The following is an 11,672-nucleotide window of genomic DNA, read 5'->3' as shown; positions in this document are numbered from 1 at the left end:
CCAGAGCGTCCGGGTGACGGGGACAAAGAGGGGGTGGTTTTTGTAGTGGGTGTAAACGTCGGCAAGGCGGCAACCGGGGCCGCACTGGTCGACGCCGCCGGCGTCGTGCTCGGCACCGGGCGTGGCGACGGCGCCAACCCCAACGCGCACACCCCCGAGGTCGCCGCGGGCCGGATCGCCGAGACGATCACCGCGGCGCTGGGCGCGCACGACCCGCGCGACGTGCGCGCGTGCGTCGTCGGCATGGCCGGGGTCAGCAAGCTCAGCGACGTGCGCGTGGCGGCGGTGTTCGACGCGGCGTGGGTGCGAGCAGGACTCACCGCCGTGCGGGTCGTGGCCGACGCCGAAGTGGCTTACGCGTCCGCGACGTCGGCGCCGGACGGGACCGTGCTCGTCGCCGGCACCGGTTCCATCGCGGGCCGGATCCGGAAACGCCGGCTGGCCGGCACCGCGGGTGGGTACGGCTGGCTCCTCGGCGACGAGGGGTCGGCGTTCTGGCTCGGCCGCGAAGCCGTTCGTTCCACTTTGGAGGCTCTCGGGCGCGGCCTCCCCCTCGACGGCCTGCCGACCGCGGTGCTCGGCGCCGCGCTCGGTCCGTCCGGTTTGGACGTCCGGACCGACGCGCAGCGGCTGGCGGCGTCCCGCGCGGTGATCACGGCGGCCAACGCCGAAGCGCCGGTCCGGCTCGCCCGGTTCGCCCCGCTGGTGAGCGCGGCGCACGACGCCGGCGAGCCCGCGGCGACCGGGATCGTCACCCGCGCGGCGGCGCTGCTCGTCGAAAACGCCCTCGCCGCGCGCGAACCCGGCGAGTCGACCCCGGTTGTCCTGGTCGGTTCGGTGCTCACCGGCGACAGTCCGGTGGGTGCGCTGGTGCGCCGCGGATTGTCCGGCCTCGAGGTGCTGACCAGCTCCGATGGGGTGCTGGGCGCGGCGTGGCTCGCCGCCGTCGACGCGTTCGGCGAGGGGGCGCCCCGACCCGGGCCGGGAGAAAATTGAGCAAAACGCGGCGCGAAGACGTCAAAACGTCGACTGAACCCGGGTAGGCCGGGTACCGTAGGCGTTGGCCCCCGGACCCTCCCCCCTCGCCGGGGGCCGCCTTATGTCCTGGGTACGTCGTCCGGGGCGGGTTCGGGAGCGAGGCGCAACCCCGGGTGCTCCGGCGGCAACGCCCGGTAGAGCACCCAGCCGCTCACCGCGACGGTCAACGCGACCAAGGGCCACGAGAGCACCGTGCGAGCGACCCCGAGCGCGAGCACCTGGCCGGACCACCACAGCAGGCCGTAGACGACCACGCGCAGCGTGTACTGGCCGAACACCCACACCCAGCTGGCCCGTGAATACGCCTTCAGCAGCACCGGGTCGCGGCGCCAGCGCGCCTTCTGGCCGAGCACCAGGCCGACGACCACGCCGAGCAGCGGCCAGCGGACGACGATGCTGGCCGCCCAGAGCAGCGCGCTGGCCACATTGGACATCAGCTGCAGCAGGAAGAAGTCCTGGGCGCGGCCGGTGTGCAGGGCGATCAGCGCGGCCGCGACGACGGCGGCGAGGCTGACGACCAGCGCCCGGACCTTCCCGCCGCGCGCGATCCGGTAGATCCCGAGCACGACGGCCACGGCGATGGCCGCCCCGGCGCCCCACGCGGTGGACTGACCGGCGATGAGCCAGCCGGCGACAAAACCGACGGGCGGGATGCTGGCGTCGAGCGCGCCCCGGCGGCCGCCGAGGATCTGCGCGAGCGACTCACGGGGTTCTCCGGACACGTGTCCAGCGTGCCGGATCGGCCCCGTCCGGCCGCATCCAGGGAGATTTTCGCCACATCAGGTGCCGGGTTTACCTCCGAGTGTGCTGTTTCACGGCATAGCGAAGGTGAAGACTGCGTAATACAGAAGCGCAGAAGGCCGACAAGATAAGACACTGTTACCGCAGGCTGAACCCGAGGGGCCGTGGGGGTGCGGCCAGATGGTTAGTTGTGGTGTACAACTACATGTCGGGGTGTCGTCGCTGGATGGGAAGGGGACCCAACGTGTACGGAATCGACAGTTACGTGGCGCTCGGTGACAGCTTCACCGAGGGGCTCAACGACGCGCTGCCGGACGGCTCCTTCCGGGGCTGGGCCGACCGGCTGGCGGAGATCCTGGCGGCCGGGCGGCCCGACTTCCAGTACGCGAACCTGTCCCTGCGGGGCAAGATGCTCGACGAGATCCTCGACGAGCAGCTGCCGATCGCCCTGGAGCTGAAGCCCGACCTGGTCACGCTCTGCGCCGGCGGCAACGACATCATCGTCCCGGGCGCGGACGTCGACGCGGTCGCGGAGCGCCTGGAGGAGGGCGTCGCGAAGCTGCGCGAGGCGGGTATCCCGGTACTGATGTTCAACGGCCCGGACACCAAGGTCCTGTCGGTGATGTCGGTCCTGCGCGGCAAGGTGGCGATCTACAACACCCACTTGTGGGCAATCGCCGAGCGCCACGGAGCGCGCATGGTCGACCTGTGGGCAATGGGCCCGCTGCACGACCGCCGCGCTTGGAGCGACGACCGGCTGCATTTTTCGTCGGAGGCGCATCGCCGGATCGCGTTGAAGTCCGCGGAGGTCCTGGGGATCCCGGTGGAGAGCGACTGGCGCGAGCCGTGGCCGTCGGAGGCGGTGCCGTCCCGCTGGATCGACTCGCGGCGGTCGGATCTGACGTGGACGAAGGTGCACCTGCTGCCGTGGATCCGCCGGCAGCTGAGGGGCGAGTCGATGGGTGACGGGCTTTCGCCGAAGCGGCCGGAGTTGGCGCCGTTGTTGCCGTTGGATGTGCTGGAAGTGCCGGACAACGCTCGGCAGCAGGCCAGCTGAGGTTTCCGGTGGCTGCGCGGACGGCCGCCTGAGGAATCTCGGTTCGGGCTGCAAAGAAGGTCGCCCGAGGAACCTCGGTTCCGGGGCGGCCTTCATCTTTGTGCGCAGCCGCGCCGCAGAAATCGCCCACCGCTCCCTGGAGGCTGGCTCGGCGCAGCGGAGGTCGCCGCGCTCGGCACGGTCCTGGACGGCATGCACCAGCATCGGGGACCGAACTCCGGAGCTCGCCAGATATCCCGGCGGCCGTGACACGTTCCCGCGCGCTCGGGCCCGGACGTAAGTCGCCAGTGGATCACTGGGGAAGCCAGGCGTCCCGAATGACCCTTTTGCGACACTCGCCCCAGCCCCAGACATCGCCCGCCGCTCCCTGGGGGCCAGCCCCAGTCCAGCATACCGGCCCCCTCTCACGCACCGTGCCGAACCGACCACCGCAGCCGCAGTTGTCCACATGTCGACTTGCCTGGGGACAACTTGTGGACCACCACTCTTCCCCGGCTCGCCAACCCGCTCCGCCCGGCTTACAGTCCCCTTATGTCCGGTGGTCGGCGCTGGATCCTCATGCTCCCGATCGCGGTGCTGGTCACGGCGCTGCTGGCGGGGGTAGCGACCTGGGCGCAAGCCGGGCGCATCCAGCGGGACCTCACGGCGAAGACCGAAAGCGCGCTCGCCGCCGCCGGTCTTCCGCCGGGCACCCTCAGCTTCGACGGCCGGGACGCCACCCTCAGCGGCTTCCCGCCCGGTCAGGCCCTCCGCGCCCTCGAAGTCGTCCAGAGCGTCGACGGTGTCCGCGCCGCCAAGCTCGAAGGGGACATCACGCCCGTAGCACCGAGCCCGAGCCCGACAAAGCCACCCAGCACCACGGCACAGCCGACCGCACCATCGACGCAGCCGGCCGCACCACCGCCGCCCACCGACAAGGCCGGTGTGCAAGCCGAGATCGACCGGATGCTCGCCGAGGCGCCGATCACCTTCGTGCCGGACACCGCCCGGCTCACGCCCGAAGGGGAGCAGGCCGCCCGGAGCGTCGCCGTCGCCCTCACCAAGTCGCCCGAGACCTTCCGGTACCGCGTCACCGGGCACGCCGCCCGCGGGTCCGGCAGCGCGAGCGGCGCACTGAAGCTTTCCCGGGACCGTGCCAAGGCCGTCACGCGGATCCTCACCACCAACGGACTGACGACCAAGCGCGTGACCTCCCGGGGGCTGGGCGACACCCGGCCCGCGGGCGGCGGCGACGAAGACCGGCGCGTCGAGATCACGGTCGTTTAGGGGTGATGGCGGATGGTGTGGCTGTTCGGGCAGATCTGGCTGTGGCTGGTCATCGCCTTCGTGCTCGGCGCCCTCACCTCGTGGCTCGTGCTGCGCGCCGCGCAGCGCCCCAGGTCCGCTCCACAACCCGCGGCTGAACCCTACGAACCCGAGTACGAGCCCGAGCCGCTCGCCGCCGAGCAGACGCAGTTCATCCCCGCCGCCTGGACGCAGGCCGAGCGGCCCGAGGACCACCGGTTCGAAGACGAGGACGAGGAGCCCGACGGCCACCGCGAGGGACGGCTGCCGCTGCCTCCACAGCGTGGCGCGCAGGCCGAAGACTGGCCCACCGAAGAAGAACCGGCTTGGCCCGAGACCGAGGAGGCCACTCCGCGGTGGCCGCAGCAGCCTGGGCGCGGCGGCTGACACCCATCCTGGTAAATTCGGCTACGCACTGTGAGCGAGGGCTGAGGAGGGGGTGACGTGGCGCTCCCCCATTGGACGTCGCAGCAGGTCCTGCCGCCGGGGCGCCACGCGGGCGACCTCGCCGACGTCTACGAACGCCTCGTGTTCGACGCCCCGCACCAGAACGACCGCGAGATCCTCTTCAGCGCGCTCAACAGCTACCTCGGTGTCGCCCGGCGGATCATGCCGACCGGCCGGGCGTGGATCGGCGGCGAGCTCATCACCCGGACCGCCCACCCGCCGCGCAGCCTCGACGTCGTCCTCATCCCGGACGAATGGGGCGCGCTCAAGCGGCTCGACGACGCCGGGCGGTCGGCGCTCTACGGCCTGCTCACGCTGCGCGGCGTCATCGTCGGGCAGCCCGCGATGTACCTCGACCAGGTGCAGCCGGTCGGCGGCATGCTGGACGGCTTCCTGTGCCGCCCCGGCGACGAAGACGTGTGGGCCGAGGTCTGGGCCGAAGGCGGCAGGGGCTACCCGGAGATGATCTGGTGAGGAACGAGTTCCGGCGCATCGCCGACGAGATCCCCGGCGGCACGTGGCTCGACGACCTCGCGCGCGCGTCGGCGATGGCGGCGAACGCCAAGTTCGAGCGGACGTCCCGCTCACCGCTGCTGCACGTCTCGGTGATCGGTGAACAGAGCATCGACGCCTACACCTTCTCCGACATCAGCCGCGCGCTGCAGGACGCGACCGCGAAGATCGGGCACATCATCCGGAACCCGTCCGGTGAGGTCACGATCGTCCAGCAGGCCGACCGCGACAAGGCGCCGCTGATCCAGCGCGGCCAGGCGGGCAACGCGATCTTCTTCGGCTTCCCCGAGCTCGACGTCTCCGACGACGCGCTGATCGTCGACGGCATCGAGACGCTCTCCGAGCGCGCGGTCAAGGAGCTCTGCGACTTCCTGCCGGCGAACGGCTCGGACGACGGCGCGCTCGACGCCGTGCTGCTGCAGCGCGACACCGTCCGCAACGCCGTGAGCGACATCGTCAACGCCGTCGCGAAGAACGCCGGCATCGGGATGGCGCTGACGCCGACCGCCGGTGAGCAGGTCACCCGCAGCATGACCACCGAGCAGGCCCGGATCCTGCAGGGCAGCCTCCGGGAGTCCCGCGAAGAGGTCGGCTACGAGACGGTGCGCGGGCGGCTCGACGGCGTCCGCACGCGGCGGCGCATCTTCTACCTCGACCGCGAGTCGAGCGGGACCATCCAGGGCGCGGTGGCGCCGGACCTGCTCGACGAGATCAAGGAGAACCTCGACCGCCCGGTGACCGCGCGGCTGCGCGTCGTGCGGACGACGACGATCGACGGCCGCCGCGGCCGCCCGGTTTTCGAACTCCTCGAAATCACGCCCGAAGTGAGTCTTTTCGACTGACAAGTCCGATTCACGACTTTCGCTGTGGGCAACCGTGCCGACACTCGTCGTAGGCTCCGTGGCGGTATCGAACAGTGGGAACTCCGATATTCTTTCCATTGATCACCGGGCCACACCCTGCGCACGATGTCAGGAAATACCGATACCCGGCGCAAAACGGTGGGACAATGACTTTTTCCAGAATGTAACAATTTCGTCCTGGACCACGCTTATGGGTTAACGTCGTCGCACTCCCACCCGAAGGGGCTTGCATGATGACCGACCCGCAGTACCCGCCCACCGCTGCGCGTCACGGCCGGCCGGCGCCGCCGGTGACGGCGACCGAACGGCGGCAAGCGAATGCGAAGCCCGGCCGGAACATCCTGGCGATCGTCGGCCTCGTGCTCGGGTTGGCCGCGCTGGCCGTCACGTTCGTCCCGGACGTCGACTATGTCGCGTGGCCGCTGGGCGGGCTCGGCCTGATCCTGGCGATCACCGGGTTGGTCCAGGTCAAGAAGGGCACCGTGGGCGACCGCGGGCTGGCGATCACGGGCACCGCGGTCTCGGTCGTGGCGCTGCTCGCGGCGGCCGGGATGCTGCTGTACTCGACCTTCCTCGGCGGCGGCGAGGCCGGGCTGCACCTGCCGGCCGTGGCCACCGACAAGCACTCCGTGGTCTTCGAGGTCACCGCCTCCGGCGGCGCGACCGTCCGTTACGGCAGCCTCTCCGACCAGCGCACCGAAAACGCCCCCGCGAGCACCGACGCGTGGCAGGGCGAAGCGTCCTACAACAATGGTTCGTACCTTTTGACGCTCACCGCGGACACCCGGAATTCGCAGACCAACAACGAAATCGCCTGCGCCATTCTGATCGACGGCAAGAAGGTCGCGGAAAACAGCGGGACGACGATCGCGCTCTGCACGGCCAACGTGAGCTGAGCCGCGCGCCTGGCGACCGGCCGCCTACCCCCATCTCGGCCGGCCGGGCCGCCACGAGCCGCTCCTGGCGGCTCCCGGCCCCGTCGCGGTTTCCCGCGCGGGGCCCGGCACCGGCGTCTCAGCCTGCCCCTCCCCTAGGGCTCTGCCGGCACCGCCGAACCTACGCGGACGCCGCCCGCGGGCACTAAGAATCCACTAAGGATTGTCCGGTGCGGGCCGGGCCGTGACCCATTCGCAACCGAAGGTCGCACCACCGGAATCCGGATCATCGCGACCGCGCCGGCACAGTTCGAATGGGCCGCGAATACGTCACTGCAGTTCGGCGAGCTCGGTGCGGACCTCGCCGACGAGCTTCGGGTGCACGCGCTCGTAAATGCGCACCGACAACGCGAGTTGTTCGCGGGCGCCGTCGAGGTCGCCCTCGGCCCGCAGCACCCGGCCCAGGGTCAGCCGCAGCGCGCCCTCGCGCGCGACGAACTCGCGGCTGATCGCGAGGTCGATCGCCTCCCAGACGTGCCGCTCGGCCGCGGAGTGGTCGCCCGTGCGCAGGCAGAGCTCGGCCAGCTTGTCGAGTGAGACGACCACCCGGTCGTCGTCACCCAGTTCGCGGTCGATCGCCAGGCCGGCGAGCTGGTGGGTGATGGCGTCGGTCAGCCGGCCCGCCCGCTTCTCCGCCTGCGCGCAGCTGCTGAGCGCCTGCCCGCGCAACGTGACGTCGCCGGCGGCGGCCGCGGCCTTCGCGAGCCGCTCGATGGCCTGGTCGTGCTCGCCGAGCCGGCTCAGCGCGCGGCCGAGGTGCAGGTCGGCCGAGGTGACCAGCCGCTCGTCGGTGCTCCCGGCGGCCAGCCGCGCCGCGCGTTCGGCGTCGGCCAGGCCGTAGCCCGGCAGTTCGAAGGTCAGCGCGATCTCGCACCGCGCGAGCCGCAGCCAGCACTGCCCCTCGACGTCGTCCGCGGCTTCGGCGGCGGCGACGCCCAGGTCGGCCATGCGGAGCCACTCGTCCAGCAGCGGGCAGGCGACGCGGTAGCTGTGCCCGAGCCGGGCCAGCCGCCAGACGTCGTCGTGGCGGCCCGCGGTGTACGCGGCGTCGAGCACCGCGAGGAGGTTCGGCCACTCGGCGGCGAACCAGTCCTGCGCCTCGGCGAACCCGGTCAGCGGCGGCATCGCGTCGTCGGCGAGCACCCCGGAGAAGTCGAGCGGGTCGGCGACCGGGCCCAGCCGGCGCCGGGCGCGGTCGGCCGCCGCCTGGTAGTAGCGGATCGTCCAGCCGAGCGCGTCCTCGCGTTCCTTCTCACCGAGCTCCTGCTCCGCGAGTTCGCGGAGGTAGAGCCAGACGAGGTCGTGCGGGACGAAGACGTCGCGAGCGGTCTCGGCGATGAGGTTGTGCGCGGCCAGCGCGCGCAGCCGCCGCCGGGCTTCGGCGACCGGGATCTGCGCGACCGCGGCCATCACGTGCGGCCCGACCAGCACCCCGGGCACGGCGCCCAGCTGCAGGAACGTCTCCGCGATCTCGCCGGGCAGGCCGCGGAAGGAGACGTCGAAGGCCGCGCGGACACCGTCTTCGGCACCGTCGACCTGCAGCCCGGCCAGCCGGGTGCGTTCGTTGCCGAGCTCGTCGACCAGCTCTTCGGCCGTGCGTTGCGCGCTCGCCGAGAGCCGGGCGCCCGCGATGCGGAGCGCGAGCGGGAGGTACCCGCAGAGCCGCGCGAGGGCGTGGTTGAGGGCGGCCGGGCCGGCCAGCTCTTCGATGAGCCGCACGGCGTCGTCGGGCGCGAGCGTGCCGAGGACGCGCCGCCGGGCCGCGTTCGACACGGCGAGCCCGTCGAGGCGCGAGCGGCTGGTCACCACGGTCATCGTGCGCGCGCTCGGCGGCAGGAGCGGGCGGACCTGCTCGGCGGTGCGGGCGTCGTCGAGCAGCACGAGCATCCGCCGTCCGGCGATCAGCGACCGGTACAGCGCGACGCGCTCGTGAAGCAGCTCCGGGATCTTCGCGGTTTCGACGCCCAGGCCGAGCAGGAACTGCGTGAGCAGCTCCGCGGGCTCCAGCGGAGGGTGGTGCGGGTCGAAGCCGCGCAGCGACGCGAACAGGACGCCGTCCGGGAACCGCCGCGCGACGCGGTGCGCCCACCAGACGACCAGCGTGCTCTTTCCGACCCCGGCGGTACCGGTGACCACGGCGATCGTGGTTTCCCCGGCCTCGGCGCGGGTGACGAGGTCGTCGAGCCAGGCCAGCTCCTCGGTGCGCCCGGCCAGGCTCGGCACCGCGGCGGGCAGCTGCGAAACCGGCTGCCCCCGCTCGTCCGCCACCGAGCTTTCACGGGAAAGCTCCGGCCCCAGGTGGGAGCTTTCACGTGAAAGCTCGGGAAGGTCGTCGTTGAGGACGCGCTCGTGGAGCCAGCGCAGCTCGGCGCCGGGCTCGACCCCGAGGGTGCGGAGCGTCGCGCGGGAGACGGTCCGGTACAGCTCGAGCGCGTCACCGCGGCGGCCGGCGTGGTACAGCGCGCGCATCAGCTGGCCCGCGGTCCGCTCGGCCAGCGGGTCGGCCCGGACGATCGGGCTGAGCTCGACGATCAGCTCGGCGTGCCGCCCGAGCCCGAGGTCGGCGTCGACGCGGGCGCCGTGCACGGCCAGGCGGAGGTCTTCGAGTTCGGGCGCCTGCAAGGAGTCGGGCACCCCGCCGAGCGCGGGACCCTGCCACAGCGCGAGCGCCTCGGCCAGCAACGGGGCGGCGGTCTCGGGCGTGGCGACCGACGCGCGGTCGAGCAGGGTGCGCGCCCGGTGGACGTCGATCCGGTCGGCCTCGACGTCGAGGCGGTAGCCCGGCGGGGTGGTGAGGATGCTCAGGCCGTCGACCTCACGCAGGATCCGCCGCAGGTGGGAGACGTTGCCGTGGACGATGGTCCGCGCCGTCGCGGGCGGGTTGTGGCCCCAGAGCGCGTCGATGATGTCGTCGAGCCCGACGACCTTGCCGGGCTTGAGGGCGAGCAGCGCGAGCAGGCCGCGGACGCCGGGGCCGCCGATCGGGACGGGGTCGTCACCGTGGAAGAGCTGCACGGGCCCGAGCAGCTGCAACCGGGTTTCGGCCATGCTCGCGCCCACCTCCCCGGGGTCCACGGTCGTCGGCCGGCGTCTCCCTCGCCGGGGAGGTCAACCTACCGTGGTCACCGGTTGTCGAGCAGGGCCGGTACCAGCTGTTTTGGTGGTTCTGCGGATTTCGCAGCGGAGGCGGGCGAAGGGTGCGGCTTCCACCGGGACCCGGGTATGACACGACCCCGCACCATCGGTCCCGATCCGCTGGTGCGGGGTCGTGCTGAATCTCCCGGCCGGGCCGCCAGGGGGCGCGGTCCACCCGTCGTCTTCACAGGCGACCGGGCGGGTGAGCTCACCCCGAGCGAAGCACCCGCCGATCGTCCGCGAAGACGTCTGTCGCGCGGGCCACACGCCCGCGCGGTGGCGACACGGTAACAAAGCGCACCGGATCAGTCACCGCCGGGCTGTGACAGTTAGCGCGAGATCGGGGTCGAATCGCGGCCGGCGATGAACGCGGGCCGCGGGGCGCTCGCCGCGTACGGCTGCTCCAGGGCGTTTTCCACGCTGTTGAACACCAGGAAGATGTTCGAGCGCGGGTACGGGGTGATGTTGTTGCCGGAGCCGTGCATGATGTTCGAGTCGAACCACAGGGCCGAGCCCGCCTGGCCGGTGAACTGGTCGATGCCGTACTCGGCCGCCATCTTCGTGATGTCGTCCTCGTTGGGCACGCCCACCCGCTGGTCCTTGAGCGAGGCCTTGTAGTTCTCGTCCGGCGTCTCCCCGGCGCACTGGACGAACGTCCGGTGCGAGCCCGGCATGATCATCAGGCCGCCGTTGAACGGGTAGTTGTCCGTCAGCGCGATGGAGCAGCTGACCGCGCGCGGGGCCGGCATGCCGTCCTCCGCGTGCCAGGTCTCGAAGTCCGAGTGCCAGTAGAACCCGGTGCCCTTGAACCCCGGCATGTAGTTGACGCGGCTCTGGTGCACGTAGACGTCCGAACCGAGCAGCTGACGCGCCCGGTCCAGCACGCGCGGGTCGAGCACCAGTTCCGAGATCAGGTCCGAGATCACGTGGACGTCGAAGATCGACCGGACCTCACCGGTCTTCGCCTCGGTGATCACCCGCTCGTCGCGGGCGAGCTCGCGGTCGGACGACAGCCGCACCAGCTCCTGCCAGTACGCCTGGACCTCGCCCACCGAGAGCATGTCGTCGACCACGGTGTAGCCGTTGGTCTCGTGGTTCGCCAGCGTCGCGCCGTCGATCGGGCCGTCGGCTTCGGTACCCCACACCGTGGGGTGCACGCGCGGCAGGTGCGCCGGCGTACCGGTGATCCGGGTCGGGTAACCGTCGTCGACCCGGGTGTCCATCAGCGTCACGGGCTTCGCCTCCTGTTTCCTCTCCGGTTCTTACTCGGTGACGAGCGGGTACACGCCGTTCTCGTCGTGGACCTCGCGCCCGGTCACCGGGGGGTTGAACACGCAGACGCACTTGATCTCGGTCTTCGGCCGGACCTGGTGCTTGTCGTGGTCGTTGAGCAGGTACAGCGTCCCCGGCTTGAGCTGGTGCACCTCACCGGTGGCGAGGTCTTCGATCTCGCCCTCGCCGGAGGTGATGAACACCGCCTCGATGTGGTTCGCGTACCAGAAGTCGTTGACCGTCCCCGCGTACAGCGTGGTCTCGTGCACCGAGAAGCCGACGCCCTCCTTGGCGAGGATGATCCGCTTGCTGCGCCAGTTCTCGGTCTTGATGTCGGCGTCGGTGTCGGTGATCTCGTCGAGTGTGCGAACGAGCACGGGCGTGGCT

At 71.4% G+C, this 11,672-nt stretch carries 11 protein-coding genes; 7 read left to right on the top strand and 4 right to left on the bottom strand.

The window, feature by feature from the left end:
- Nucleotides 1-33: 33 nt before the first annotated feature.
- A complete protein-coding gene (locus ACZ63J_RS24630) occupies nt 34-996 on the top strand; it encodes an N-acetylglucosamine kinase (protein WP_465439637.1) in 963 nt (320 codons plus the stop codon).
- Nucleotides 997-1,097: 101 nt separating this feature from the next.
- Here the strand turns inward: ACZ63J_RS24630 and ACZ63J_RS24625 are convergent, their stop codons facing one another.
- Entirely contained in the window at nt 1,098-1,760 is a 663-nt protein-coding gene (locus ACZ63J_RS24625; RefSeq protein WP_465342585.1) for a DUF3159 domain-containing protein, read from the bottom strand.
- 263 nt (nt 1,761-2,023) lie between these two features.
- Here ACZ63J_RS24625 and ACZ63J_RS24620 point away from each other — a divergent pair, with 263 nt between their 5' ends.
- The 6 genes from ACZ63J_RS24620 (at nt 2,024) to ACZ63J_RS24595 (ending at nt 6,839) form a co-directional block, all read left to right on the top strand.
- The gene (locus ACZ63J_RS24620) at nt 2,024-2,836 is read left to right on the top strand and encodes an SGNH/GDSL hydrolase family protein (protein ID WP_465405390.1); all 813 of its coding nucleotides are present in this window, start codon (nt 2,024-2,026) and stop codon (nt 2,834-2,836) included.
- Between the two features lie 531 nt (nt 2,837-3,367).
- The gene (locus ACZ63J_RS24615) at nt 3,368-4,102 is read left to right on the top strand and encodes an OmpA family protein (protein WP_465405389.1); all 735 of its coding nucleotides are present in this window, start codon (nt 3,368-3,370) and stop codon (nt 4,100-4,102) included.
- A 12-nt stretch (nt 4,103-4,114) separates the two neighbouring features.
- Entirely contained in the window at nt 4,115-4,507 is a 393-nt protein-coding gene (locus ACZ63J_RS24610; protein WP_465301693.1) for a hypothetical protein, read from the top strand.
- 57 nt (nt 4,508-4,564) lie between these two features.
- Entirely contained in the window at nt 4,565-5,041 is a 477-nt protein-coding gene (locus ACZ63J_RS24605) for a DUF6932 family protein (protein WP_395920886.1), read from the top strand.
- Entirely contained in the window at nt 5,038-5,922 is an 885-nt protein-coding gene (locus ACZ63J_RS24600) for a hypothetical protein (RefSeq protein ID WP_465405387.1), read from the top strand. Before ACZ63J_RS24605 ends, ACZ63J_RS24600 begins: the two co-directional genes overlap by 4 nt.
- 251 nt (nt 5,923-6,173) lie before the next feature.
- A complete protein-coding gene (locus ACZ63J_RS24595; RefSeq protein WP_465405385.1) occupies nt 6,174-6,839 on the top strand; it encodes a DUF4190 domain-containing protein in 666 nt (221 codons plus the stop codon).
- Between the two features lie 309 nt (nt 6,840-7,148).
- Here ACZ63J_RS24595 and ACZ63J_RS24590 read toward each other — a convergent pair whose 3' ends face one another.
- The 3 genes from ACZ63J_RS24590 to ACZ63J_RS24580 form a co-directional block, all read right to left on the bottom strand.
- Nucleotides 7,149-9,926 (bottom strand): AfsR/SARP family transcriptional regulator, encoded by a 2,778-nt coding sequence (locus ACZ63J_RS24590; RefSeq protein ID WP_465405383.1) that lies wholly within the window; start codon nt 9,924-9,926, stop codon nt 7,149-7,151.
- Nucleotides 9,927-10,342: 416 nt separating this feature from the next.
- Nucleotides 10,343-11,245, bottom strand: coding sequence for an ectoine hydroxylase (thpD, locus tag ACZ63J_RS24585; RefSeq protein ID WP_465405381.1), 903 nt, complete (start codon nt 11,243-11,245; stop codon nt 10,343-10,345).
- 30 nt (nt 11,246-11,275) lie between these two features.
- A complete protein-coding gene (locus tag ACZ63J_RS24580) occupies nt 11,276-11,662 on the bottom strand; it encodes an ectoine synthase (RefSeq protein WP_465301683.1) in 387 nt (128 codons plus the stop codon).
- Between the last annotated feature and the right edge of the window lie 10 nt (nt 11,663-11,672).

The organism is Amycolatopsis sp. NPDC104863 (assembly GCF_055582965.1).
This window is presented reverse-complemented; position numbering and strand designations above follow the sequence as displayed.

Bases quoted from the DNA above. Each gene is read 5' to 3' on its own strand.
- ACZ63J_RS24615 (WP_465405389.1), top strand. From the start codon at position 3,368: ATGTCCGGTGGTCGGCGCTGGATCCTCATGCTCCCGATCGCGGTGCTG.
- ACZ63J_RS24610 (WP_465301693.1), top strand. From the start codon at position 4,115: ATGGTGTGGCTGTTCGGGCAGATCTGGCTGTGGCTGGTCATCGCCTTC.
- ACZ63J_RS24595 (WP_465405385.1), top strand. From the start codon at position 6,174: ATGATGACCGACCCGCAGTACCCGCCCACCGCTGCGCGTCACGGCCGG.
- ACZ63J_RS24590 (WP_465405383.1), bottom strand. From the start codon at position 9,926: ATGGCCGAAACCCGGTTGCAGCTGCTCGGGCCCGTGCAGCTCTTCCAC.